Origin of the sequence: Thalassotalea sp. G20_0, assembly GCF_017744175.1 — a bacterium.
In the GTDB taxonomy this organism is placed as follows: Bacteria; Pseudomonadota; Gammaproteobacteria; order Pseudomonadales; family Endozoicomonadaceae; genus Endozoicomonas.
Map to the genome: position 1 here is coordinate 49020 of NZ_JAGHQV010000001.1, position 24710 is coordinate 73729.

The following is a 24710-nucleotide window of genomic DNA, read 5'->3' on the forward strand; positions in this document are numbered from 1 at the left end:
CATAAAGAAACTGTAAAGGAGTCTCAAGCCTGTCCCGGAGAGAATTGAAACAAGAAAGCCAGTGTCGGTTATTCCAACATTCCAGTGTCAAATAATCAGACCAGCTCTCTGACCAGCAGCATCATCCCCTGATTGCCCGTTACCGAGACTTTGCTCCCTTTGGCGACAGATCTGTCCGATTCCACCTTCCAGAGTGTATCGCCAATGGCAAGTTTACTCTGCCCTGCTGGCAAGTCATGCTCAAGTACAATGGTCCGGCCTATTAACTGCGATGCCCGATTATTTAATTCGGGGCTGTCACTCTTGTTATTCACTTTACGGAACAGCTTCCAGTATGCCAGTGAGAGCAACAAACTGCCGGTACCAAACATCACCAGCTGAATGGGCCAGTTCATATCAGGCACCAGCCAGAGCCACAAAGCGACAACCGCAGCAGCAGCGGCACTGCCCAGCAGGAAACCACCCGCACCCAGGGCCTCTGCGCCCAGAAGCATAAAGAGCAGAATCAACCAGTGCCAGGGTTCCAGGGTAATAGCAATATCCATCAGGCCTCCTTCTCACTTCCCTTTTTAAGAGTGGCCTCTCCCACCAGCTCCTTGATACCGGCGATTGAGCCAATCAGACTACCAGCCTCCAGAGGCATCATGATCACTTTATTATTCTCTGCAGACGCAACATCCTTCAGGGCTTCTACGTATTTCTGGGCAACAAAATAGTTAATTGCCCGATGATCACCTTCGGCAATCGCCCTGGACACCATAGACGTTGCCACCGCCTCGGCTTCTGCCAGACGTTCCCGGGCTTCCGCTTCCCGCCTGGCGGCTTCAAGCTCACCTTCCGCCTTGAGGATCTGCGCCTGCTTTTCACCCTCGGCTACTTTAATGGCCGCTTCGCGGGCACCTTCCGCCTCAAGGATCTGGGCACGTTTATCCCGCTCAGCCTTCATCTGCCTGGCCATGGCTTCCACCAGGTCCGCAGGCGGGGCAATATCACGCAACTCAATACGGGTCACCTTCAAGCCCCAGGGATCGGTGGCTTCATCCACTTTTATCAGCAGGCGTTCATTAATCCGATCCCGGTTGGACAGCATTTCATCCAGTTCCATGGACCCTAATACCGCCCGGATATTGGTCATTACCAGGTTTTTCATGGCACGATCAAGATCGTTCACCTCATAAGAGGCTTTGACCGCATCCTGGACCAGGTAGAAACAGACCGCATCCGTGGTAACCTGAGCGTTATCGGCACTGATCACCTCCTGGGGCGGGATGTCCAGAACCTGCTCCATCATGTTCATTTTCTTACCAACCGTATCAATCACCGGCACAATCACATGCAGCCCGGGCGTTAACGTACTGGTGTATTTGCCAAATCGCTCGACGGTGTAGTTATACCCCTGAGGGACAATTCGTACACCAGTTGATATAAGAACAGCAATAAGGACAACAAACACAATTGCTGTGATTTCCATACCCATAGAAGGCTCCTGTTTACTGAATTTATTTATTCTGACGCGAAGTCCGACTTATGTCATCTCATAAGCCATGACTGCATCCTGGTCTCAAACAAAATTGCCAATAGCCGGTAACAATCAGGCCTGAAAAAGAGTTAATCATCATATTTTTGGCCTATGATTTGAAAGTCGCGGCTTGTTTATTGTGTGTTTTTGTGACACTTCCTTTGGCGTCCCTTTCGCGCTCTGCGTAAACGGTATTATTCTGGTAGCGCTCCCTTCGCTGCCTCCTTATGAGTTCCCTTCTGCGCTCTGCGTAAGCGGGGTCATTCTGGTAGCGTTTCCTTTGGAGCCCCCTTATGCGCGCCCTTTCACGCGCTGCGTAAGCGGGATCATTCCGGTAGCGTTCCCTTCGGAGCGCCCTCTGGCGTTCCTTTTTGCGCTCGACGTAATCGGGGTCATTCTGATAGCGCTCCCTCTCGCGCTCCCTAGCGCGTTCTCTTATGCGCTTGGCGTAAACGGGATCTTTGCGAAGCATCCTCCAGCGCTCCCTCTCGCGTTCTGCATAAACGGGATCATTCTGGTAGCGCTCCCTTCGGCGTGCCCTTCGGTGTTCCTTTTTGCGCTCGGCGTAATCGGGGTCATTCTGGTTGTTATTGACAACGGATGAAATTTGCGGGGTTGATTGACCTGTATCTGTAGCAGGCTGGATCAGAAAACGCTGATTTTCAGGAATATATGTGTGGGCATGATCATTGTTTAACGATTCTGTTCTGACTGGTGAGTAAAATAATTGATCTTCTTTATTATTAACGCTTGCTATCGACCTTTTTCCCAGCCGGGTATCATCAACTGGATTGTGAAAAGGCACCGTAGATTGCTGAAGGTACTTTTTAGTAGTTTCATCAGCACGCATAGCACATAGAATAACAGCAGCGTCTATAATGTCGCGGGAGAAGGCCACACCTGATGCGTGGGATTTAGAAAAAGGAGTATCCTGAAAACAGGATAAATGACCAGAAGCTGCATTTAATTGCGCAAAGATAGTAGGTCTATACATTGAATTACAGAATTATTGAATTTACCTTAAGACCATTATTTCTTATAAAAGTTCATCCCTGAAATACTCTATCTAATATTTATTCAGTAGTGGGTTAAAAGCCTGTTTGGGTATGAATATCCCCCCCGAATTACAACTTGGATGGTCAGTTGTCTGGGGGGCTGAGCGAAACTGCAAGACCGTCTCCACACCTACCGGATGACAAAGGGTGTGGAGATCTGACCAAGAGACAGCCCGAAAAGGCGGGGAGTGTATGATCAAAAGGCCAGCGACCATATGGTGTATTTTTCACATAATAAATCTGTCGATCAACGCTACTTCAAGACAAAACACTTGAGGATAAAGGCATAGTTAAACGCTTCTTCATCAATCCACTCATAACGCTTGCTGGCACCCGCATGGCCTGCGTGCATATTCATGTTCAGTAGCAGCAGGTTATCGTCGGTTTTTAACGCCCTTAAGCGTGCTACCATTTTGGCCGGTTCCCAGTAAGTAACCTGCTCATCGGATATCCCGGAGTTAAACAACATCGGAGGGTAATCCCTGGCCTGCACATTGTCATAAGGCGAGTACTGCATAATGTAATCAAAGTCGTCGGCACTGGTGACCGGGTTGCCCCACTCTTCCCATTCCGGTGGTGTCAATGGCAGGGATGCATCACTGATGGTGTTAATAACATCAACAAAAGGCACATCGGCCACCACACAACCAAACAGATCCGGACGAAGGTTGGTCACTGCGCCCATTAACAGCCCACCGGCACTGCCACCATTAATGGCAATCTGCCCTTTATCGGTATAACCCTGTTTGACCAGGTACTCCGTGGCATCAATAAAGTCATTGAAGGTATTCATCTTATGACGCATTTTGCCATTGAGATACCACTGATAGCCCTTTTCATCACCGCCACGAATATGAGCCGTTGCATAAACGAAACCACGATCCACCAGGCTGAAGAGCTTTGATGAAAAACCAGCGGTCATGCCATAACCATAGGAACCATAACCGTAAACCAGGGCACGATGGGAGCCATCCTTTACCAGACCTTTGTTATGAATAATGGTGACCGGAATACGCTCACCGTCCCGGGCAATGGCGTACTCCCGCCTGACCTCATATTTTTCCGGGTCAAAGTTGGGCGTCTCACGGGTATAGACCGCTGTGGTTTGAACCGTCTTCAGATCCAGCTCAAGAACGGTACTGGGCATAACCGGTGAGGAGTAATCCAGCCGAACGGTTGTGGCGTTATGATCCCAGTCACCGGAAAAATCCAGTTCATAGGCTTCGTCAGGCATGGATACCCTCTGCCGGTTACCGGACACCATATCCTGCACCACCAGCTCATCCAGCGCTTTGTCGTTGTTTTTCTGCTCAATAATCAGGTAGTGATTGTAGAAATGAATATCGGTGAGGCTGAGCGTGTTGCTTTCCGCCTGAATCAGATGCCAATGCTCCTGCTCCCACTGGTTTACCGATGTCTTATACAGCTGGAAGTTATTGGCACCATTAAGATTGGTGAGAATATAGAAGTCATCTTTATAGTGATCGAGGCTAAACACCACATCATCAGTGCCATGGGCAAACAGACGGAAATCTATCGCGGCGCGGGAAGAAACATAAACCACCTGACTGGAGCCGCTGTTGAGATACACCATAACGTATTCACGATCTGTGGTTTCCGCCAGCGAAAGAAACATCCCGTCGAACTCATCAGGTTTGGAGAACACCAGCGCTTTCTTTTCCGGTCCCTGATGGATATTGATTTTATAGACATGCTTACCACGTGCCTGCTCATCACGCTCAACCACCAGAAGGTGCTCATCATCTATCCAGAGTATGGAGCCGGTACTGTTATGGAAGGTCCAGTCACTGTCCTGCCCGGTCACCAGATTCCGAACCCGAATGCTTCGCTCCATGGAGCCGGTCAGATTATAACCATAAGCAAGAAAGGTATTTGCCCGGTTGGTGATGGACGGGCCAAACATGTAGAGGTCCTTGCCATCCGCCTCTTTGTTAACGTCCATATAAACCACTTCAGGCAGATCCATCGAGCCATGACGTCGACAGAGAATAGGATAGTTCTTCCCCTTCTCTTCCCGGTAATAATAGAGAAAATCGCCCTTTTTAACGGGCCAGGACTGATAGTCTTCTTTTATCCGGGACAGAATTTCCTGATAAAGCTGCTCCTGAACGACCTTGCTGTCTTTCATTTGGGTATCTTTATAATCACTTTCAGCGTTAAGATAGGCCAGCACCTCCGGGTTTTTAAAATCCAGATCGCCTGCCACAATCTTCTGCCAGTGCTCATCCCGCAACCAATGGTATTCATCGATACGGGTCTGGTTGTGCTGAATAATGGAGTGTGGAATTTTTTGAGCGACCGGAGCTTTCAAAGGGATTTCCTCAGTCAGTAAACATAATAAAATATGATTGGATAATATCATTCAAAACCATGACAGCACTTTCTCATGATCAACACATAATGAAACAAAGCGATCATAGTTGATGACTTCAAACGGCGCAGACACCGCCACCCCGCGAGCCTTTGCATCAATATCCATCACATAAACAGAGCAGCCATCCGGCAGAGCATTCAACCGGCTTGCCGGTGACAGCAGTTCATAAACAGCGTCTTCAATCAACAACACAGAATCGCCGCTGACAACAGCACGAACACAGAGTGCCATTGCCTGACCCGGCTTATTAACGGTATGCAGCGTACTCATCAGAAATTAAACACCCTGGAATGCTGTTGGATAAACAGAGGCAGCTCACCCTCGGCAAGCACTGTCACCCCTTCCTGAAGCACATCAGAACGGATACCCCGTTCCTCCAGTGACAGCTGATCCACATAAATGGTCTCTATGCCATATAGCGGCAGTACCTGAAGCATGGCGGCAAGATTCTTACGGGGAATGTCACCGGCCTCCTGCCCTTTCAATAACTGATAGACCCCATCGCCCATCAGTAAAAGACTGGTCTCAATATCATAAGAAGCGGATACCAGTGCCGTATCAAGTGCCTCACGGGCCGACTGCCCACTGTAAGGAGCCCGGCTGGAAATAACACACACAGAATGACTCATCTCAGGCTCCAAAAGTGATCAAGCGATCGGCCATCAGTGCGCCATCAAGCAACTGCCCCAGGCCGGAAAGCTCATAGCCCTTGCGGAGATTATGACCCGGCAGTTCATAACGGTCAGATTCTGCCTGATCCACAATACCCCGCCTTAATGCCGCAGCAATACAAACCACAGCATCCAGATTATGCGCCTGGACAAACTGCTGCCACTCTTCAGGGAGGTTGGACTCATCCTGAGGTGGCTGGGCAATGGCGGTCGCCGTGTTCACCCCATCCTGATAAAAAAACAACCGGACAATCTCGTGCCCCTGGTCCACCACAGCCCGGGCAAAGTGCAAGGCACTTTGTGGTGCCTGACTGTTGGCCGGAGCACCATACACGGCCAGTGCAAACTTCATAACAATAACCTTGCGTTAACAGAAAAAAATAGCCAAGCCAAACAAAAAAAGCCCCACCAAATGGCGGGGCCCGTTAAAAGCAAAATCACACATCAGTCGTCACTACTGGCACCCAGCAGGTGGAGCAGCGCAGTGAACAGGTTATAAATATCCAGGTAAAGGGAAACAGTGGCACGGATATAGTTAGTCTCACCACCGTGGATAATACGGCTGGTGTCAAACAGAATAAAACCGGACATCAGCAGCACAATCAGGGCAGACAGTGCCATGCTGGCAGCAGGGATATTAAAGAAGATCAGGGCAATACTGGCGACCACAGCGACAATCAGGCCAACCATCAGGAAACCACCCATAAAGGAAAAATCTTTGCGAGTGGTCAGGACATAGCCAGAGAGCGCAAAGAACACCACGGCAGTTCCACCCAAGGCCTGCATGATCAGGGATGGACCATTGGCCATACCCAGGTAATGGTTAAGCATTGGCCCCAGGGCGGCACCCAGCACACCGGTAAAGGCAAAAACAGCGACAATACCCTTGGCAGAATCAGCGGTCTTGTTAACCACGAACAGCAGGCCAAAACCGACCAGAGAGAGAACCAGCGCCGTCATCTGGCTGATCTGCAGAGCCATGGCAACGCCGGCAGTGACAGCACTGAATAACAGAGTCATACCCAGCAGCATATAGGTATTGCGCAGAACCTTATTGATTTCAACGCCTGCACCCAGGCTGGTAGAAGCAGCGGTCATTACGGGTTTGCGATCCATCTTTGTCATTCCTCTATATAGATGTAATACCAGTCATTATATCAGACCAATTTACTGGGGCTATAGTTTTAACAATTTCTGACATTTTGCCTATCTGAATGCTATCTACTATTTTTCACATTTCCTGAGCTGGGAGCATAGAAAAAGATTACCGTTTATCAAGGCGTTGACAGAATTCTGATTTCAGGTAGTATTTGCCTCGTCGCGGAGGGATGGCTGAGCGGTTGAAAGCACCGGTCTTGAAAACCGGCGAGGGTTAATAGCCCTCCCAGGGTTCGAATCCCTGTCCCTCCGCCATATCAGCACTCTTTTCTTCATACTTCGTGACAGAAAAATCATCCTTGGAGGGATGGCTGAGCGGTTGAAAGCACTGGTCTTGAAAACCAGCGAAGGTTAATAGCCTTCCCAGGGTTCGAATCCCTGTCCCTCCGCCAAATTGACGATTAATGCATATCACAGGGCATTTTCGTTTCGCGCCAAACATTGCGCATAGTACCTAATGGTAATATTCCAATACTCATGGTAGTAAGAGAGAAGGACTATGAGCACCCCGGGAACAAGGGTACTCTCAGGTGCCACTCGACTCAGAAACCCGAGTATCTTTGATGGCTGATCTGCCTTCAATTAATTTTTTAGAGAAAGAAGTGTCCGCAACAAGGAAACTGAATATTAATTCTCTGACAGGCAAAGGTAAATTCTTTGACCATAGTTCCTTTTTTGAATTGAACTCTCCAATTCCATCAGCCGAAGGGGGGGAGAATATAGAGATAAAATCAAATTTGGATGCTATCTCTTTGTACTCATTGCTTTCCTCCTTATAATCCATTCTCAACTGTAGCTTTGCCAGCTCAAGCCCCATAGAAGTAAGCACGGAATATAGTCTTTTATCCTCTGCACTATCAGCCAACTCACACTTATCAAAATCGATAAGCTTGGCTGTTTGAGAATCGTCATCAAACAAAATATTTGCTGGCTTGAAATCATAATAAATAACTTTGTTCGCCACTAGAAAGTCTGCTGCTTCCAAAAACTGGAATGCAAGATCCAAAATCAACTCCGGTGTAATTTTTTCAGGAGATTCCTTAATGTAAGATTCTAATGTGCCTTTTCCAAGTTCAAAGACCATATTGAGTTCATTCTTTTCTTTGAAAGCGCCATAATATTTGACAATATTGGGATGCTCTTTGTTTTTCAATACTTCTAGAATTCCAAGTTCTTTCTCAGCCATTTTTTCCAGTGCAGGGATGTAAATACTACGTTTTTTAATAGCGACATCAAGAATTTTCTCAGGCGTCAGGAGCTGCCCGGTACTAACGGCTCCTGAACATCCGGATGCAAAATACTCCCCTATTTTTACGGATTCACTGGAAAGCTTGTCACCATTGACGCTGAATTCATATGAGTGCCGGATATCGTCTTTGGCTTGCTTTTCTGCCTGACTATTTACAAGCTTTTGATCAGCTTTCTTGATACTGCCATAAGTAATAAGAGGCCGTGCAGGAATCTGCGATTTGCACTCTTGATTTGATGGTTGGCTCAGTTTATTAAGCACCCCTTTTTCAGTACGCACTTGTTGGCTACAGAATGCCCCTTCAGGAAATCTTTCGGTTGTTGTCTTAGTATCTGAAAGGTCGAACTTGCAGTCAGTTTTTATTAGTGGTTTGATTTCATTCATAATAAAATATCGTGGTTATAACGCGATGCTCGGGTTTGAAGTAAATACCAGGAAATGGAACTTTCCTGAACCATCAGGAATACATTGCACTTTTATTGACTAGTTCCGATACTAACCGTGCAAAGAAAATCAATCTCTAACCAGAGTGTTAAAAGGGCTAACAAGAAATAAAAAAAGCCTCTTTTTTGATGTTTGCCGGTGAAAGAAGGCATTAAGCTGAACAACTGACCGACGTTTGAAATAGAGAATGCTTATTTTTCCTAAGCCTTTTGAGCCGTGAATGGCGGCCAGACCGGGTTGATGTAACTTGGTAGATGCTTAGCTTGATGAGAATTCTTAAAAATCCACTGTAAGACCTCTTCACCAGCCATCACTGTACACCACCATAGCCCGGTCTATGCCTCACCCACCTATACCACTGCAGTCCCCTTTACGGTAACCTAACGACCATTTACTACTAATGGGCCGACAGAAGCACCAGACACCCCGCTTTCCCGCCCCGCCACCGGTTACCCTTTATGTCGCAAAAACTCACCCTCGAAACCCTCGAATCCTGGCTCTGGGAGTCCGCCAATATCATGCGCGGCTCCATCGATAGCTCCGACTTCAAGAACTACATCTTCGGCCTGATCTTTCTCAAGCGGCTGAACGACGTGTTTGAGGAACGTGTCGTCGCTATCATGGACGATGAACAGTGCACCCGTGCCGAGGCCATGGACATTGAAAAGGAAGACGGTGACTACTTTGTGCCGCTCAATGCCCGCTGGGATTACATTATTCAGCGCACCGAGAACATCGGCGAGGTGATTGACGAAGCCTTTGGCGATATTGAAGCCCGCAACAGCTATCTGGAAGGCGTACTCACCGCCATTCAGTTCGGCGATAAAGCCAAACTGGGCGATGACCTGCTGGCCCGTCTGCTGCGCCATTTTAACCGCTACAACCTCGGCAACCAGCACCTGTACAAGGCCGATATGCTCGGCGATGCCTACGAATACCTGATCAAACAGTTTGCCGACGACGCGGGTAAAAAAGGCGGCGAGTTCTATACCCCGAAGCCGGTGGTGCAGCTGCTGGTACGGCTGCTGGACCCGCAGCCCGGCCACACGGTGTACGACCCCACCTTTGGCAGTGGCGGTATGTTGGTGGAGAGCGCCCACCATGTGGCCGAACTGCCCGGCGGCCAGATTATGGGTCGGCCGAATGTGGCGCTTTATGGTCAGGAGCGCAACCTGGGCACCTGGGCCATCGGTAAGCTGAACCTCTACCTGCACAATATGAACGCCGACCTGCGCCGGGGTAATACCCTGGTGGAGCCGCTGCACCTGGAACAGGACAGTGTGCGTGTATTCGACCGGGTGATTGCCAACCCGCCGTTTTCCGCCAAACAGTGGTGGACGCCGCTGGAAGTCAACCTGAAAACCAAAGTGGGCAAAGATGGCAAAGAGAAAGAGGTAGCCCCCAACTACAAGAAAGAGGTCTACGACAGCTACGGACGCTTCGGTTACGGCATCCCGCCCCGTGGCTATGCCGACCTGGCCTTTGTCCAGCATATGCTGGCCAGCCTGAAAGACGATGGTCGTATGGCGGTAGTACTGCCCCACGGCGTGCTGTTCCGTGGCGGCGAAGAGGGCAAGATTCGTCAGGGCCTGCTTAAGGGCACCAGCGAGCAGCCCGGTGACCGTATTGAGGCGGTGATTGGTCTGCCGGAGGCGCTGTTCTATAACACCGGCATTCCCGCCTGCGTGTTGGTTATCAATAAGCAGAAGCCCGCCAACCTTAAGGACAAGGTGATCTTTATTGATGCCAGCGGTGAGTTTGCCGAGGGCAAGAATCAGAACCGTTTGCGGGCGCAGGATATTGACCATATTCATGAGGCGCACAGTGCTGCTTTTCATAATGGTGTGGAGGAGGATAAATACTGTCGTCTGGTGTCGATGGGTGAGATTGCTGGTAATGATTACAACCTGAATATTGCGCGGTATATCGATACTTCGGAGGTGGAGGTGCCGGTGGATATTGCCGCGGTGCTGAGTCAGTTGTCAGTGATTAGCGGGCAGTTGGCAGAGGTGGATGCGGAGTTGGATGGGTATTTGTCGGAATTGGGACTTACGTTTGTTTTTCCTGATGTGGAGGTGGTTTGATGATTAATGACAAAGCTCCTGATGGATACAAACAAAGTTCTATTGGCCTGATACCCAATGACTGGAAAACTCAAACTTTAGGAGAGCTGGCGACTATCAACCCCTCTAAACCCCAACTTGGTGATAACGAAGCTGTCACCTTTTTGGGGATGGCAGATGTGTCTGAGGACGGTAAGGTTATTGGAGGGGTAACCAAACTTTACTCAGAAGTATCAAGCGGATTTACATCATTTGCAGATAATGACGTATTGGTCGCAAAGATCACACCGTGCTTTGAAAACGGTAAAGGAGCGCATGTATCCGAACTGGAAAATGGCACAGGGTTTGGTAGTACAGAATTCCATGTTTTAAGAGTCAAACCTGATTCTGCTGATGCCAGTTTTGTTTATCGTACTGTCTATACAGAGCCATTTCGAGCTCTCGGCGAACGGAATATGGTAGGTTCAGCAGGACAACGTCGTGTGCCTGCTGATTTCATAAGAAGTTACGTTATCGCTGTGCCTCCACTCCCCGAACAGAAAAAAATCGCCCGTATCCTGTCGTCCGTCGATAGCAAGCTGGCCCTGATCGACCAGCAGATCACCACCACCCAAACCCTGAAAAAGGGGTTGATGCAGAAGCTGTTTACCCAGGGTGTCGGCACCCAGGATGCTGATGGCCGGTGGCAGTTGCATACGGAGTTTCAAGAAACGGAGTTGGGGCGTATTCCGGTAGGGTGGAAATGCTTGCCATTATCAAAGGTCGCAAGGATTTCTTCTGGTGGAACTCCAGCTCGAAGTGAACCAAGTTACTGGAACGGCGAAATACCCTGGGTAACAACCGGTGAGATATTCTTTAACACTATTTTCAAAACCAAAGAAAATATTACCGTTTCTGGGCAGGAAAACTCATCAGCAAAGTTATTTCCCGTAGGAACAGTCCTGATGGCAATGTATGGTCAAGGAAAAACTCGGGGACAGGTGGCGAAGCTAGGTGTTGAGGCAACTACCAACCAGGCTTGTGCTGCAATCATGCCTCATAAGGGCTGCGACTCTAATTATCTTTACCTTTATTTAGAGATGACCTATCAAAAGAATCGACAGTCTGGCAATGAAGGCTCTCAGAAAAACCTGAATGCTGCAATTATCAAGTCATTCATGATTCCATTAGCACCGTTTAACGAGCAAAAAGAAATCGCCCGTATCCTTACAACTGTTGACCGCAAACTGGAACACCTGCAAACCCAAAAAACCCAAACCCAGCAACTAAAAAAAGGCCTGATGCAAAAGCTTCTGACCGGCCAAATCCGTGTACAGCCCGACCCGCAGGATACCTAACCATGGATAACCCGGAACTGGAAGGCGTGGAAAAACCCGCCATTGCCTGGCTGGTCAAACTTGGTTACACCCATCTCAGCGGTGCCGACGTTGGTCGCCAGCAGGCGCACCGCCATATGGCTCCCATTCTAGAGGATGTGCTGGCTGAACAGTTGCTGCGCCTTAACCCATGGCTGGCAACACTGCAAAAAGAGAGCGGCAACAGCACCACCGCCACCGTCCTGCGGGAGCTGCGCAAGTTCTGGCAGGAGAACCTTCTGGAAGCGAACCAGAACGCCTGGGAATCGGTGATCCACGGCAGCAATATCCAGCTCAAGGATGCCCGTGGCCGCGCCCATAGCGTCCGCTTTATGGACCAGAACACCCCCACCACCAACCGCTTCCATGTGGTTGATCAGTATATTGGCAGCAACAGCGAGGGTGATGAGTTCCGGCCGGACCTGCTGCTGTTTATCAACGGCCTGCCCCTGGCCATGATCGAGTGCAAGGCCAGCCATATCAAACTGAGCAAGGGCATTAACCAGCTGCTCGCCTACCAGAACAGCCACCCGCGCCACTTTGTCTTTAACCAGGTCTGTGCGGCCATTAACCGCAATCAGGCCCATTACGGTGCCATCTACACGCCGGAAGCCTTCTACTTTCGCTACCGGCTGGACGATGCCGAAGAAGCCATCGTACGACAACGGCTTGGCACGGAACCCAGCGAACAGGATCGCCTGCTGTGGGCGCTGTTTGAGCCGACCCGCTTTGTGGAGCTGGTCTGCCAGTTTGTGCTGTTTGAAGTGGAAGACGGTCGCACCCTTAAGAAGCTGCCCCGTTACCAGCAGTGGCGGGCGGTGCGTAAGACGCTGGCACGGCTCACCAAGGCTGACGGCAACGGTGTGGTGGGCGCTGCTGGCAGCGGCGGCGTGGTCTGGCACACCCAGGGCAGCGGCAAGTCCCTGACCATGGCTTATCTGGCCCGCTACCTGCGCGCCGAAAGTGTGGGCCTGAATAACCCCAGCATTCTGGTATTAACTGACCGCACCGACCTGGACCGGCAGATTTTCAACACCTTCACCAATATCGGCCTGCACCCGCTCAAGGCACCGTCGGTGGCGGGGTTACAGCAGATGCTGGGCAACGACTACGGCAGTATTTTCACCAGCACTGTGCAGAAGTTTCAGGAGCGCGACGGCAAACCGATCAAAGCCGCCCGGCACGACCCGGAAGAAGACAGCGCCGACCACAAAACCCGCATCCGCCGGGTAGAAGACGGTGGCGACTATTTTATCTGCGAAGACAGCAACACCAACTTTGCCAAACTGGACGACACCGGAACACCGCTGCCCCCGCTCTGGCAGGAGATCAGCCGGGAAAAGGTCGATTTTCTGGTGCTCTCCACCAAGCCCAACTTTTATGTTCTGGTGGATGAGGCGCACCGCAGTCAGTACGGCTTTCTGGCGGCATTTATGCGGGCCAGCCTGCCCAATGCCAGATTTATCGCCTTCACCGGCACCCCCATTGCCAAAACCGACAAGGACACCCTGCGGGAGTTTGGTGCCGGGGACTATATCGACACCTACCGCCTGGACGAAGCCGTGGCCGATGGTGCCACCCTGCCCATCAAATACCAGGAGGGCATGACTGAGCTGACCACCGATACCGGGCTCGACAGCGCCTTTACCGACACCTTCGGGCAGGAAGACGAAGGTCGGCAGGCGAAACTCAAACAGGCGCTGCTAAAGAAACGACGCACGGCAAGTAATCGTATCGAGGCCAATACCCGGCATTTGATCGGTCATTTTCTGTCGTCGGTGAAAGCCCGGGGGTTCAAGGGGTTGCTGGTGTGCAACGGTCGGGAGATGGCGGTGCGCTACAAAGACACCCTTGACCGGATCATGGCCCAGCGGGCCGCCAATGGCGAAGAGACCTTCGAGAGCCGGGTGGTGATCTCCCTGGGCAATATCACCGACAGCCGCACCGGTGCCGATCAGGTGCAGGAAGCTGTCGGTAAGTACCAACTGGATAAACAGCTGCAAACCATTGAGGAGCGCATCCGGGCAGAATGCAGTGCCGGGATAGAGCCTGTGGCGGTCCCCAGCGATAAGATTCCGGCGCTGGTCAACACTCTGTTTAAGAAACCCTACGGCGATGAAAGCCAGAATGACGACAATGCCCCCGATGGCCAGGGCATCCGGTTTTGTAATATTGGCCTGCTGATCGTCTCTGATATGCTGCTGACCGGCTGGGATGCCCCCATTGTCAGCACCCTGTACCTGGACAAACCCCTCAAAGAGCACACCCTGCTGCAAGCCATCGCCCGGGTGAACCGCACCCGGAAAGGCAAGAATGCCGGGTACATTGTCGACTATTACGGCGTCGTCGAGTACCTGGACGAAGCCCTGAAAATCTACAGCGGCGACGTGCAACCAGAGCAAATCTGGACCGATATCAACAGCGAGCTACCCAAGCTGGAAGCGGCGCTGCAAAAGGTGCTGAACCTGTTGCCGAAAAAGCACGACCCGATCCACCAGCCGGAACCCTTCAAGCGCGACGCTGAGCAATACCTTGACCCAGACGTACGACTGGATGTGGTGGATGACTTCCTCGCAGCCTTCAAGGCGTTTAATGCCCACCTCGACACAGTGCTCCCCGATGAACGGGGTGCCCGCTACAAACCGTTCTTTCAGGTGCTGGCAGCGATCAAGGATGCCGTGCGCCAAAGCCTGCCCGATGACGCCTATCAGGGTCCAATGAGCCAGCTAGAGTCGGCCCTGCTGCAACAACTGCTGGACGATTACATCGCCGCTGATGAGGTACGCAGCCTGATCGGGCGGGAGGTCTCCATTCTGGATGCCGGTGATATGGAACGCCTGCGCAAGCTCAAGGCCGCAGGCAGTCAGGCGCTGGTGATGAAAAACCAGCTCAGGCACACCATCGCCGTGGGCATGCGAAAGAACCCCGGCTTCTTCGGAAAATTGCAGGAGGCGCTGGAGCAACTGCTGGCGGACGAAAAGGCCAACCGCATTGAACAGGCGGAGTTTTTGCTGCAACTGGAGCTGTTCTGCCAGCAGGTGCGGGAGAAAGCAGCGGGCGGTGAGCAGGCCGGGTTCAATACCCCGGCCGAGGTGGCGGTATTTGATTACCTGCGCAGCCAACTGAACGATGATAGTGAAACCGCCGCCGTGTGGACGCAGGCACTGTTTGCCGATCAGGAGATCAGCCAGACCATCGCCAGCCCGGTATGGCAGGAGAAATCGGAGATTCACAAACCGCTGCAAACCTGTATTCGCAAAAAACTGCGTACCCTGGCCGGTTGGGATATGACCGTGGCTCGTCAGCACGCCACCGAACTGCTACATATATTGCTGAATAACTGATGGGACGCCAAAAACAATGCCGGTGTTTGATTACGGGACGACGACCATCGAATGGGTTTTTCAGGCCGAACCCGGGTTGAAGCGACACTACATTACGGTGGAACGTGGCAGGCCGGTGTTGTTGCGGGGCAAACCCATTCACGAAGACCAGCAGCGGCAGTTAATCCGCCAGCGTGCCCGCTGGATTCGGGAGCGGCTGAAAGAGGTGAACCAGCCCCGCAAGGAGACGTTCGTCACCGGCAGCCGGGTTCTCTATCGTGGCAAAACCTGGTACTGCGAGGTGCAGCCTGCTCCGGAACTCAGCAAGCCGATGATCAGCTTTCGTAACAGCCGTTTCTTTATTCAGTCGCCGGAAGGTAACAGCCTGTCCCGATCAGCACTGAAAACGGCGCTTGATGCGTTTTACCGGATTAAAGCGAAAGAGAAGCTGATGCCCCGGGTTCGCCACTGGCAGCGTGAAACGGGCTTGCAGGCAGTCTCGGTGGGTTTGTTCAAGTTCAAGGGGCGGTGGGCCAGTTGCAGCGATGAAAATATCCTCGAATTCCACCCCCGCTGTATGAAGTTGGCCCCGTCGGTGCTGGACTACGTGATTGTCCATGAACTGTGCCATACGGTTGAGAAGAACCACAATCCGGCATTCTGGAACCTGGTGGAAAAACATTACCCGGACTGGCAACGGTGCCATGGGGAGATTGAACGGTTGGGGGTTGAGGTGTAATGATGGATGGCACTATCAAAGGAGTAAGGGATGACCATACCTGACCCGGTTCGGCTTTACCGGTTGGTTCATATTGACTGTCTGGCTACGCTGCTGCAGCGACAGGCCCTCCATGCACCCAACTTTGCCCCGGAAGACGGGCTGACATACAAAACCATCCATGATGCTGCCATCCAGGAACGCCGCCATCACAAGATAGTGCCCTGTGGTCCGGGTGGAGTGGTTCATGACTACCTGCCCTTCTATCTTGGGCCGCTGTCTCCCATGCTTTATAAGCTGAGTAAAAGCGGTGTCGGGGATTACCGTGAAGGACAGGCACCACTGATCTACCTGGTCTGCTGGGCTCATGAAATTGCTGATGCCGGTGCCCGCTTTGTTTTTACTGATGGCCACGGCATTGCCGCCTTTACCCAGTGGTATGATGACCTGACCCAGTTGAATCAGCTAGACTGGCCTTTGATATTGAACCGTGAGTGGGCCGATACACTGGAAGACAACGACCGTAAACGACGGAAACAGGCTGAGTTTCTTATCCATCGATCCTTACCCTGGTCGATGGTCAAGGGCATCGCAGTGATTAATGATGAGATGGCTGGCAGGGTCAGGGAAATGCTTAATCGGTTCCCCGATACCTATTCTCCCCCTGTTCGGGTCGTGCCACAGTGGTATTACCAGAGTTAACAATATGATCAAGCTTACCAAAGGAAATTTGCTGAAGTCTGATGCTGAGGCACTGGTTAATACGGTGAACTGTGTTGGTTATATGGGCAAAGGTATCGCCCTTCAGTTCAAAAAAGCCTTTCCGGAAAACTTTGCGGCCTACCAGAAAGCCTGCAGGCAAAACCAGGTGGTCCCCGGGCAGATGTTTGTATTTGAGTATGATGACATGCTCAACCATAAGACCATTATCAACTTTCCAACCAAAAGACACTGGCGGCACAATTCCCGGATGGAAGATGTGGTATCCGGCCTGGCGGCACTGATTGAAGAAGTACAGTCCCGGGGCATTCGCAGCATCGCCATCCCGCCCCTTGGTTGTGGACTGGGAGGCCTGCAATGGTCGGAGATAAAGCCCAGAATTGAAGCAGCCTTTGCCGCCCTGCCCGATGTGGAGGTGCAACTGTATGAACCGGCAGAGGCACCGGCAGCAGGAGACCAGCCCATCAGCACCCGCAGGCCAGCGATGACCCGCGCCCAGGCATTACTGATTCTGCTGATGCAGCGTTACCATCGGTTTGATTACCGGCTTACCCTGCTGGAAATTCATAAGCTGGCCTATCTTCTGCAACAGCAGGGTGAAGACCTGAAGCTGAAGTATGAAGCCTTTCACTATGGTCCCTATGCCACCAACCTGCGCTTTCTGCTGCAGAAAATGGAAGGTCACTTTATTTCCGGTATAGGCGACGATGAGAACCCGGAACGGGAAATAGAGTTACTGTCTGGGGCCGTCGATGAAGCTGAAGCTTATATTGGCACTGATCCTGATGCCCTTTCACGGCTGGAAGAAGTCTCCAGGCTGATTGATGGTTATGAAACGCCCTATGGCATGGAGCTCCTGACCTCCGTCCACTGGATTAACCGGCGTGAAGGTATTGTGGACTCGCAGGATGTTATGGCACGCATCCAGAACTGGTCAAAACGTAAGGGGCAGATGTTTAAGCCTGCTCATATTGAGGTGGTGTTGACACATCTGGGGCACTAAGGCTATTCGGGGGCTGGTTTTTAACGGGCTAAAATTCTGGCCCGTTAAATTTTATAGGCATACAGATATATCATTTGACTGGAAGCGCTGCCCGAAGATCGTAAAGGCCAATACAGTTTCTGACATACTAATCAATACCGGATTTGTTTTGTATGGAGTAACTCTGGCCCGGCTGATCTTGAAATCACGGATTACCATTAGCAGGATATGATGACAAGAATTCCAACTAACCGAACTCCCACTCACCCTGGCGAAATGCTGCGGGAAGAGTTCCTGCTACCAATGAACATAACCCAGCAAGAGCTGGCTATGGCGATTCATGTCCCTTATCAGCGGGTCAATGAGCTGGTCAATGGCAAACGGAGACTCACTCCCAGCACCGCCCTTCGGCTTGCCCGCTTTTTTTGCATGTCCGCAGGCTTCTGGCTGAACCTGCAACAGCGATGGGACCTGTTCAAGGTGCAGCAGGCAGAGCAGGATGACATTGAGCGTATAGAGCCCGTCCAACGGCAGAAACAGGCCTGAAATTTTCGTCTTTATACCTGAGAACCACTAAAGATTACTGTTCGATCGTACGATGAAAGACTATCAAACCTCATGGAATAGAGATAATGAAAATAACAGAAAGAACCGAAGCCGCCAGAGGAGTCTACGCGGAAACTTTACAGTCTCACAAAGGCCCTCTGAAAACCTTGATCGCTCTGGCCGGTGCTGCGAATTGCTTCCTCAACAGTCGGAAAGTGCAAAACTGGCAAGAATCGAATACAGCCACTATTTCTCAGGCTTCCACAGGTCAGGAGCCAGAGGCGCTGGTAAAGACAAAAATCACAGAGCGCACCGCAGCCCCCTTAGATATGCAGGGTGAATTACAAGCGGTATTTGCAAAAAGAGCGTTAACCGGGGAATCGCAAGGCAGTGACAGCGAGTTCGAGACTGAATATGATTCTGCCGGTACAAAAGAAGACAATCAGGAAGCGTCTGTTACGGAACCAGAGAAAATAACGAAACAGTCTGAATCCGCAGACGACAAACTTATACCCGGCGGGGTGGAAAGGCTTAATCACCAGGCTGCGCGCGACAAAATAAAAGTTCGCCCGCAACATCGCAGACCCCCTACCCGCAATCCTGGCCGTCACTGATGGACAAAAGGCAGAGCTTTAAATTATGAGTATTGACAGGAAGTGATCGTCCGCTATCCGCAAGCCTGGTGCAGATAAAACAACAGGATGGGAAAAAATCGAAAAACGGGAAATCCTGAACCCATTAAACTCGACACAAATGTGACAATCGTTCCAAAGAGCACTGCAGGCGGTGAAACAGAAATCAGCCTGAAAGAAAGTATTGCCAATAATGAACTTTTCTAAAATCAGAAAGTCTTAATCTGTAATTCAACAATTACATACTTCAATAAATTGATGAATCTCCATAATAACCTGTCTTTTTTTGATATTGCTTTTGAAGAACTTTATCATAACATTTTAGTTGAACCGCAGTATCAAGACAGTAGACATGAAAAACAATTTACGCATCAAGGTATATCTGTTCAGGTGCTACCCACTTATTCTGTTTTCAATAGTCAGTCAGATATAGACCAGAATGAGGCTCTCGGTTTTAATCCATTGAGTGCATATAATATTGAAACACTATCACCAGATGATTCATCAGACTCATTATTAAACGATATGTTTGAGATGACAAAATATACTTCCAGTGAATGTAGACCCTGGAATTCTGGTAATAAAAACGTTAACGATGAACCATCATCAATACCACACACCAATTCCATTCAACCTTTCTTAACGGGGACCGAGCCTGAGATTGAGAAACCCATGCCAGCGCACCATTCAAATCCGGGTTATCAGTTAACTGATTTTCCAGCCATACTCTCTAATCTGCAAGATTTACCAGCAGATGCTGTAGTTAACCCGCTAAACCTACACCAAACGACAAGTGATAACCAGAGTACCCCAGCAGAAGCAGTGACTGATACTAATGCTTCAATAGTTGACTGCCAAAGTGTGTGCAAAAGGCCTTGCCAAAAGGAGCGTCGCAAAGATCCCAATTACATGAAGCAGCTCAGGAAGCGCAAAAGGGAGTGGGTAAGAGAGCGTCGCAAAGATCCTGCTTATCTGGAGCGCCAAAGGGAGCAGGCAAGGGAGCGTCGGAAAGATCCCGCTTATGCAGAGCACCGCAGGAAGCAGGTAAGGGAGCGGGCAAGGGAGCGTCGCAAAGATCCTGTTTATGCAGAGCGCCAAAGGGAGAAGGCAAGGGAGCGGGCAAGGGAGCTTCGGAAAGATCCCGCCTATGCAGAGCGCCAAAGGGTGAAGGCAAGGGAGAGGGCAAGGGAGAAGGCAAGGGAGCGTCGGAAAGATCCCGCTTATGTAGAGCACGAAAGGAAGAAGGCAAGGCAGTGGTCAAGGGAGTATCGAAAAGATCCCGCCAATGTAGAGCGCGAAAGGAAACGCCGCATGGAGTTGGCAAAGGATCGTCGCAACAGAGTGAGCATCCTGATGCACCTGAGGAAGCGGCAAGAGGCGCTTGAAAATAAACTTCAAAAGGACTCTTGATGAAGAGAGGAGCTTTTATAAGAGGGAGTAGTCCGAAGACTTAACTCAATAATTCAATAACTCAATGGACAACTACAACAACTCGCCTACATTTAACCTTGACTTTTACGACCTTTATTTTGGTTCATGGGATTTATTTAATCAAGAAGATCAATTTTGCAAACGTGAACAAGAGCCTGCCTATCAAGGTATGCCTGTTCAGGCTATGGACACACCTCTTTCTGTTTACCATAGCTCTTCAAACATTCAGAGAAATAACGTTAAGCCTCTTAATCTACTGCATGATTATAAAATCGAACCTTCAGTGCTAATCGGGAAAACAGCCTTTCCTGACACTGACAATCCCATGAAAGCGCAATCAATTCCTGATGAATATATACTATGGAATCCTGGTAATGAGCCCACTAATAATCTGCCATCACCAATGTCAGACATCAGCATGACTCAGCCGTTATGGTTACCGGAGAACAAGTTTGAAATCAGTAAACCAACACCAGCGGACCAATCGAATCAGGGAGACCAGTTAACAAATCTTGCCAAAAGCTCTGAGCCAAAAGATGTACAACCAGTTGGTGAAGTTAACCGGCCAAACCTGAAGCGGGCATCAAGGGCAGAAGACATTGCCGAAGGTAACTCTTCAATAGTTGAACGACAGAGAGCGTTTTACAAAGATCACACGTACGCCAGGCAGCATAAGCATCACAAAAAAGAGCGACAAAAACAGCACCTGAACGAACAACAAAGGCAACGTCAAAGGGATCGCAAAAGGGCTCAGCAAAGGAACCGTAAAAGGGAGCTTCGCAAAGATCCAATTTACGCAGAGCTGGAAAGAGAACACAAAAGGCAGCGTATTCAGAATGATCCTGATTTCGCTGAGCGCCAAAGAGTGCACAGAAGGCTGTTTCGTAAAAAATCCCGTTTACGTAGAGCACTGAAGGACTCACCGAAGGGTGTTCGATAAATAAGGAACTTTAACAGGATGAAGCGGTCTTAGCCTATAATTCGATAATTCGATAATTCAATGATTCAATGAACATATTTAACACAGACCCAAATAATATTTCCGGACTTTCCTGTTTTCAGGAGTTACCGGTAAATTACTTACCAACAACTGCTGCTCCAGATTCACACTTGAACTGGCATGGGTATTTTTTGCAAACACCGGCCCCTTATCAATCTGGAGAATTAAATCGGCAATTCACAAACCAGGGCATTCCCTGTTCTGCAAGAGCGCTGGACGATTTCTCAATTTCTACTTTACCACTGATTGAAAATACATTAGGGCCTTCCGGGTTTTATTCACAAGATAACCTTGATACCTCCCCCCCTTGTGAATTTTTAGATGATCGTTTTTTCTCCACGAATTCAACCTCAACAGGCTTCCAGCAATTACCTCCGGTCTATTCATCAGTTACTTTTCCTCAGCAGTCATTGCATCCCGTTGCTATAGTTGGGGCGTTAGATAAAAGCACTGACCAGCAAGTTTTCACTGAACCGATGCAGTATAATGCAACTGCATATTGCGGATCCGGTGAACTGATACTCCCTGCACCTGAAGAGACTTACGCTTACGAAATTAATAAACCAGGAAGAACAAAAGCATCTGTTAAAGCCAGCCGGGCCAGATACGCCGCATCCGCTAAAGGCAAGGCATGCCAGGCCAGATACATCGCATCCGCTAAAGGCAAGGCAAGCAAGGCCAGATACCTTGCAACTGATAAAGGAAAGGTATGCATGGCCAAGGCCAGTACAAAGTATAAAAAATCCGATAAAGGCAAGGAAACCAATGCCAGAGCCAGTGCCAAATACGAAAAATCGGCAAAAGGAAGAGAAACCAGAGCCAGGTACGCCGCATCCGATAGATACAAGATGAAGAGTGCCATAAAGCTGGCAAGGTATAGAGCCTATCAATCGGCAATAAAAAAAGGCATGAGCGAAGCATTGGCATTAAAAGTGGCAAAGTCAGCAGCTAATAAAAAGTTGGCAGAATTTTCAACAACGTCCCCCTCTTTACCTGTCAGTCAAAAAGATGATGAAATACATACAGCCCAGATTGAACAACATTATCCCCTGCATAAACGATCAACTATTTCAGGACATGAAGCTGTTGGTCTCAGTCTTCTGGATATTTGGTCAAACCAGACTTGCATGGGAATTCCGCAAAATCCATAAAACTGACAACATCTATATTACGTTCACATTGACATAAATATTGACTGCTCAGGCAGCGACTTTTGCCGTGAAAAATATTTTGCGTAACCATTTTTCATTCCTGAGGGTGGCGCAAAATATTTTCACGCGCCATGGGCATTTGTAATAAGAGTTGAATGGAAGCATCAATTAGATGATACATCTGCTTTTTCTACTCGCTTACAAAACTGCCTGCGACTCAATCTTGCCCCCATATCCAACCACTCTCTTATTAAAGAAGGTCTGCCATCCTCATTTATTGCCCTGAGTAATCCATCGTTCAGCTCAGCTTGTATATCAAAATAAACCTCTGCACCCAGTTCGAGGAGATATGCAGCAGAATTAGGTTGATTATCCTGGAGTTTTGCCTGAAGCATTGCATTAAGATTGTCCTGACTGTAAGGGTTGTTTGCACCTAAACCTATCCATTCTTTTACACCTGGGGTATTATTATCTTCTGCATAATACTGGGCGGCAAGATTTATGAAATGCCTCGTTTTATCGGTTTTTTTGGCACCCAGTTTCAGCCAATGCTTAAATTGCGTAATACTATTTTCCTGGGCAGCCCTTTCCAGATTTGAATCAAGAATCGTTTGAAACTCAGGTTTAATTTTCGCCCCAGCTTCTTTTAAATAGACAGCATCTGTCGGATCAGGTCTATTTTCACGAAGCATACTGGACAGAAAACCATCAAGTTGTTGCTGAAGATTTTCCAGGGTTGCCCCCATTGCCACACAATCTAGTACGTCAGATGCAAGCTTCTGTTTCAGGGATTGTTTTAACCATTCATTTAATTTCAGTTGGACGTCACTATCTACCGAGGCTCCCAGATCGCACCATTGTTTAGCTTTAGTCACTGTAGTAGCTTTTTGCAAACCTTCATTAAGTTTCTGTTGAAAGTCGGGTATCATCGCCCCCAGAGACAACCAGCCTCTGGCAAAAAAGGGGTTATTGCTCTCTATCATTCTTTTCAGGCCTGAATCCAGTTTATTTTTAACTTCAGTATCTATTTTCGCCCCAATATCCAGCCATACTTTCATATGAAATGGATTTGGAGGATCTTTATCAAACTCTCGTTTCAAGCCATTATTTATCTTGCGTTGAATATCCAAACCATGCAGCCCTGAACCATTAAGCATCATTTTTAATACGCCCGGCAATTCCAGATCATCTATTAGAGAAACAGGAATATATTGACAATTGGTAATAGCATCGAGCTTTTTATTAATGTAAGTAATCGAATACTCCTCAAGCGATTTAACATTTATTTTTTTTATTTCATCAATAAGATATTTAGATAATTCTGGAGTTATATCATCACCATCTTTGGCTAACTCTTTATACAATATTCCCTGCATACAATCTCGATAAGCTATATTACCAAGCATTATTGTCACCCTGTCATATTAATTTTCAAAACTTTTGTGAGTGAAATCTTAAGTGATCCTCAATAAATGTGGCAATAAAATGATAGGAATGATCATATCCCTCCTGCATCCTTATGGTCATTGGATACCCTGTGTCTGCAACTGCTTTTTTTAATGCATCCAGATGCAACTGTCCGTGCAAAAAAGTATCCCTGCTGCCCTGATCCACAAGTGCTGGAACCGCTTCAGGTGATATTTTCAGCAGCTCGCAGGCATCATAGTGTTTCCATTGCTCGCGATCATTACCAAGATAGCCCATAAATGCTTTTTGTCCCCATGGCGCATTGACCGGATTGCAGATCGGACTGAAAGCAGACACCGATGAGTAACGATCAGGGTTGTGCAAAGCAATCACCAGTGCACCGTGACCGCCCATGGAATGACCGGCAATACTCCGTTTATCATTAACAGGAAACTGTTGTTCAATAAGTTCTGGCAGCTCAGAAACCACATAATCATACATTTGATAGTGTTGACACCATGGCTGCCGGGTAGCATTCACATAAAACCCGGCACCAAGCCCGAAGTCGTAGGCAGCATCAGGATCATCCGGAACATCATCCCCCCTGGGACTGGTATCCGGTGCAACAATCGCAATGCCCAACTCTGAAGCTACCCGCTGGGCTCCTGACTTCTGCATAAAATTCTCATCGGTACAGGTCAGCCCGGACAACCAGTAAAGAACGGGAACCGTTTTGCTCTGGCTTTCAGGAGGCAGGTAGATGGCAAAACGCATGTTGCAGTTAAGGGTTTGTGAGTCGTGGGTGTACTGTTTATGCCAGCCACCAAACAGCTTATTACTGCTGATATTCTCCAAAGACATAGACCTTGCTCAATACGGGACAGGCTTTAC

At 49.2% G+C, this 24710-nt stretch carries 23 protein-coding genes and 2 tRNA genes; 13 read left to right on the forward strand and 12 right to left on the reverse strand.

All coding sequences use genetic code 11. The annotated features are described in order from the left end of the window. Window positions 1–95: 95 nt before the first annotated feature. The 8 genes from J7438_RS00170 to J7438_RS00205 all read right to left on the reverse strand — a co-directional run bounded on the left by J7438_RS00170 (window position 96) and on the right by J7438_RS00205 (window position 6756). On the reverse strand, window positions 96–545 hold the full coding sequence (locus J7438_RS00170) for an NfeD family protein (protein WP_209274964.1): 450 nt from the start codon (window positions 543–545) through the stop codon (window positions 96–98). Continuing rightward, window positions 545–1471 carry an SPFH domain-containing protein gene (locus tag J7438_RS00175; RefSeq protein ID WP_209201272.1) on the reverse strand — a complete coding sequence of 309 codons (927 nt, stop codon included), beginning with the start codon at window positions 1469–1471 and terminating at the stop codon, window positions 545–547. The genes J7438_RS00170 and J7438_RS00175 overlap by 1 nt, the downstream gene beginning before the upstream one ends. A gap of 157 nt (window positions 1472–1628) precedes the next feature. Then, window positions 1629–2513, reverse strand: coding sequence for a hypothetical protein (locus J7438_RS00180; protein ID WP_209274966.1), 885 nt, complete (start codon window positions 2511–2513; stop codon window positions 1629–1631). Between the two features lie 314 nt (window positions 2514–2827). Beyond that, window positions 2828–4906, reverse strand: a complete 2079-nt coding sequence (locus J7438_RS00185; protein ID WP_209274967.1) for a S9 family peptidase — start codon at window positions 4904–4906, stop codon at window positions 2828–2830. Window positions 4907–4957: 51 nt separating this feature from the next. Then, entirely contained in the window at window positions 4958–5239 is a 282-nt protein-coding gene (gene tusB / locus J7438_RS00190; protein WP_209274968.1) for a sulfurtransferase complex subunit TusB, read from the reverse strand. After that, complete coding sequence (gene tusC, locus J7438_RS00195) at window positions 5239–5598, reverse strand: sulfurtransferase complex subunit TusC (protein ID WP_209274969.1); 360 nt, start codon at window positions 5596–5598, stop codon at window positions 5239–5241. The genes tusB and tusC overlap by 1 nt, the downstream gene beginning before the upstream one ends. Window position 5599: 1 nt before the next feature. Further along, complete coding sequence (gene tusD / locus J7438_RS00200) at window positions 5600–5992, reverse strand: sulfurtransferase complex subunit TusD (protein WP_209274970.1); 393 nt, start codon at window positions 5990–5992, stop codon at window positions 5600–5602. Window positions 5993–6084: 92 nt separating this feature from the next. After that, the gene (locus J7438_RS00205) at window positions 6085–6756 is read right to left on the reverse strand and encodes a Bax inhibitor-1/YccA family protein (RefSeq protein ID WP_209201278.1); all 672 of its coding nucleotides are present in this window, start codon (window positions 6754–6756) and stop codon (window positions 6085–6087) included. Window positions 6757–6962: 206 nt separating this feature from the next. Here J7438_RS00205 and J7438_RS00210 point away from each other — a divergent pair. Together J7438_RS00210 and J7438_RS00215 are read left to right on the forward strand one after the other, a co-directional pair. Continuing rightward, window positions 6963–7053 (forward strand) — tRNA-Ser (locus tag J7438_RS00210). Window positions 7054–7099: 46 nt separating this feature from the next. Continuing rightward, window positions 7100–7190, forward strand: a tRNA-Ser gene (locus J7438_RS00215). A gap of 134 nt (window positions 7191–7324) precedes the next feature. On the opposite strand, the gene J7438_RS00220 is transcribed toward J7438_RS00215, so the two are convergent. After that, window positions 7325–8431 (reverse strand): protein kinase family protein, encoded by a 1107-nt coding sequence (locus tag J7438_RS00220; RefSeq protein ID WP_209274971.1) that lies wholly within the window; start codon window positions 8429–8431, stop codon window positions 7325–7327. Window positions 8432–8949: 518 nt separating this feature from the next. Here J7438_RS00220 and J7438_RS00225 point away from each other — a divergent pair. The 10 genes from J7438_RS00225 to J7438_RS00270 all read left to right on the forward strand — a co-directional run bounded on the left by J7438_RS00225 (window position 8950) and on the right by J7438_RS00270 (window position 21201). Further along, the gene (locus J7438_RS00225) at window positions 8950–10575 is read left to right on the forward strand and encodes a type I restriction-modification system subunit M (protein ID WP_209274972.1); all 1626 of its coding nucleotides are present in this window, start codon (window positions 8950–8952) and stop codon (window positions 10573–10575) included. Next, window positions 10575–11891: a restriction endonuclease subunit S gene (locus J7438_RS00230; protein ID WP_209274973.1), complete on the forward strand. Its 1317-nt coding sequence runs from the start codon at window positions 10575–10577 to the stop codon at window positions 11889–11891. The genes J7438_RS00225 and J7438_RS00230 overlap by 1 nt, the downstream gene beginning before the upstream one ends. A 2-nt stretch (window positions 11892–11893) precedes the next feature. Beyond that, the gene (locus tag J7438_RS00235; protein ID WP_209274974.1) at window positions 11894–15253 is read left to right on the forward strand and encodes a type I restriction endonuclease subunit R; all 3360 of its coding nucleotides are present in this window, start codon (window positions 11894–11896) and stop codon (window positions 15251–15253) included. A 16-nt stretch (window positions 15254–15269) separates the two neighbouring features. Continuing rightward, window positions 15270–15971: a M48 family metallopeptidase gene (locus J7438_RS00240; RefSeq protein ID WP_209274975.1), complete on the forward strand. Its 702-nt coding sequence runs from the start codon at window positions 15270–15272 to the stop codon at window positions 15969–15971. Window positions 15972–16001: 30 nt separating this feature from the next. Next, window positions 16002–16652, forward strand: coding sequence for a type II toxin-antitoxin system toxin DNA ADP-ribosyl transferase DarT (gene darT / locus J7438_RS00245; RefSeq protein WP_209274976.1), 651 nt, complete (start codon window positions 16002–16004; stop codon window positions 16650–16652). A gap of 4 nt (window positions 16653–16656) precedes the next feature. Beyond that, window positions 16657–17673 (forward strand): type II toxin-antitoxin system antitoxin DNA ADP-ribosyl glycohydrolase DarG, encoded by a 1017-nt coding sequence (darG, locus tag J7438_RS00250; protein WP_209274977.1) that lies wholly within the window; start codon window positions 16657–16659, stop codon window positions 17671–17673. A 207-nt stretch (window positions 17674–17880) separates the two neighbouring features. Continuing rightward, on the forward strand, window positions 17881–18198 hold the full coding sequence (locus tag J7438_RS00255; RefSeq protein WP_209274978.1) for a HigA family addiction module antitoxin: 318 nt from the start codon (window positions 17881–17883) through the stop codon (window positions 18196–18198). 86 nt (window positions 18199–18284) lie between these two features. Further along, entirely contained in the window at window positions 18285–18812 is a 528-nt protein-coding gene (locus J7438_RS00260; protein ID WP_209274979.1) for a hypothetical protein, read from the forward strand. 840 nt (window positions 18813–19652) lie between these two features. Continuing rightward, on the forward strand, window positions 19653–20240 hold the full coding sequence (locus J7438_RS00265; protein WP_209274980.1) for a hypothetical protein: 588 nt from the start codon (window positions 19653–19655) through the stop codon (window positions 20238–20240). Window positions 20241–20586: 346 nt separating this feature from the next. Beyond that, window positions 20587–21201 carry a hypothetical protein gene (locus tag J7438_RS00270; protein WP_209274981.1) on the forward strand — a complete coding sequence of 205 codons (615 nt, stop codon included), beginning with the start codon at window positions 20587–20589 and terminating at the stop codon, window positions 21199–21201. 607 nt (window positions 21202–21808) lie between these two features. Here the strand turns inward: J7438_RS00270 and J7438_RS00275 are convergent. Beyond that, window positions 21809–22123, reverse strand: coding sequence for a hypothetical protein (locus tag J7438_RS00275; protein WP_209274982.1), 315 nt, complete (start codon window positions 22121–22123; stop codon window positions 21809–21811). Here J7438_RS00275 and J7438_RS00280 point away from each other — a divergent pair. After that, the gene (locus J7438_RS00280; protein WP_209274983.1) at window positions 22110–22412 is read left to right on the forward strand and encodes a hypothetical protein; all 303 of its coding nucleotides are present in this window, start codon (window positions 22110–22112) and stop codon (window positions 22410–22412) included. The two genes, J7438_RS00275 and J7438_RS00280, sit on opposite strands and share 14 nt — an antisense overlap. A 164-nt stretch (window positions 22413–22576) precedes the next feature. Here J7438_RS00280 and J7438_RS00285 read toward each other — a convergent pair whose 3' ends face one another. Together J7438_RS00285 and fghA are read right to left on the reverse strand one after the other, a co-directional pair. Further along, window positions 22577–23818 (reverse strand): hypothetical protein, encoded by a 1242-nt coding sequence (locus tag J7438_RS00285; RefSeq protein ID WP_209274984.1) that lies wholly within the window; start codon window positions 23816–23818, stop codon window positions 22577–22579. A gap of 25 nt (window positions 23819–23843) precedes the next feature. Then, window positions 23844–24680 (reverse strand): S-formylglutathione hydrolase, encoded by an 837-nt coding sequence (gene fghA / locus J7438_RS00290; RefSeq protein ID WP_209274985.1) that lies wholly within the window; start codon window positions 24678–24680, stop codon window positions 23844–23846. Window positions 24681–24710: the final 30 nt, after the last annotated feature.

What these genes read in the sequence shown, in the direction of transcription:
- J7438_RS00260 (WP_209274979.1), top strand. Translation starts at nt 18,285, where the DNA reads ATGAAAATAACAGAAAGAACCGAAGCCGCCAGAGGAGTCTACGCGGAA.
- J7438_RS00235 (WP_209274974.1), top strand. Translation starts at nt 11,894, where the DNA reads ATGGATAACCCGGAACTGGAAGGCGTGGAAAAACCCGCCATTGCCTGG.
- J7438_RS00205 (WP_209201278.1), bottom strand. Translation starts at nt 6,756, where the DNA reads ATGGATCGCAAACCCGTAATGACCGCTGCTTCTACCAGCCTGGGTGCA.
- J7438_RS00230 (WP_209274973.1), top strand. Translation starts at nt 10,575, where the DNA reads ATGATTAATGACAAAGCTCCTGATGGATACAAACAAAGTTCTATTGGC.
- J7438_RS00280 (WP_209274983.1), top strand. Translation starts at nt 22,110, where the DNA reads ATGAAGAGTGCCATAAAGCTGGCAAGGTATAGAGCCTATCAATCGGCA.
- J7438_RS00225 (WP_209274972.1), top strand. Translation starts at nt 8,950, where the DNA reads ATGTCGCAAAAACTCACCCTCGAAACCCTCGAATCCTGGCTCTGGGAG.
- J7438_RS00285 (WP_209274984.1), bottom strand. Translation starts at nt 23,818, where the DNA reads ATGCTTGGTAATATAGCTTATCGAGATTGTATGCAGGGAATATTGTAT.
- J7438_RS00275 (WP_209274982.1), bottom strand. Translation starts at nt 22,123, where the DNA reads ATGGCACTCTTCATCTTGTATCTATCGGATGCGGCGTACCTGGCTCTG.
- darG (WP_209274977.1), top strand. Translation starts at nt 16,657, where the DNA reads ATGATCAAGCTTACCAAAGGAAATTTGCTGAAGTCTGATGCTGAGGCA.
- fghA (WP_209274985.1), bottom strand. Translation starts at nt 24,680, where the DNA reads ATGTCTTTGGAGAATATCAGCAGTAATAAGCTGTTTGGTGGCTGGCAT.
- darT (WP_209274976.1), top strand. Translation starts at nt 16,002, where the DNA reads ATGACCATACCTGACCCGGTTCGGCTTTACCGGTTGGTTCATATTGAC.
- J7438_RS00255 (WP_209274978.1), top strand. Translation starts at nt 17,881, where the DNA reads ATGATGACAAGAATTCCAACTAACCGAACTCCCACTCACCCTGGCGAA.
- tusC (WP_209274969.1), bottom strand. Translation starts at nt 5,598, where the DNA reads ATGAGTCATTCTGTGTGTGTTATTTCCAGCCGGGCTCCTTACAGTGGG.
- J7438_RS00175 (WP_209201272.1), bottom strand. Translation starts at nt 1,471, where the DNA reads ATGGAAATCACAGCAATTGTGTTTGTTGTCCTTATTGCTGTTCTTATA.
- J7438_RS00240 (WP_209274975.1), top strand. Translation starts at nt 15,270, where the DNA reads ATGCCGGTGTTTGATTACGGGACGACGACCATCGAATGGGTTTTTCAG.
- tusD (WP_209274970.1), bottom strand. Translation starts at nt 5,992, where the DNA reads ATGAAGTTTGCACTGGCCGTGTATGGTGCTCCGGCCAACAGTCAGGCA.
- J7438_RS00170 (WP_209274964.1), bottom strand. Translation starts at nt 545, where the DNA reads ATGGATATTGCTATTACCCTGGAACCCTGGCACTGGTTGATTCTGCTC.
- J7438_RS00270 (WP_209274981.1), top strand. Translation starts at nt 20,587, where the DNA reads ATGAAAGCGCAATCAATTCCTGATGAATATATACTATGGAATCCTGGT.
- tusB (WP_209274968.1), bottom strand. Translation starts at nt 5,239, where the DNA reads ATGAGTACGCTGCATACCGTTAATAAGCCGGGTCAGGCAATGGCACTC.
- J7438_RS00220 (WP_209274971.1), bottom strand. Translation starts at nt 8,431, where the DNA reads ATGAATGAAATCAAACCACTAATAAAAACTGACTGCAAGTTCGACCTT.
- J7438_RS00180 (WP_209274966.1), bottom strand. Translation starts at nt 2,513, where the DNA reads ATGTATAGACCTACTATCTTTGCGCAATTAAATGCAGCTTCTGGTCAT.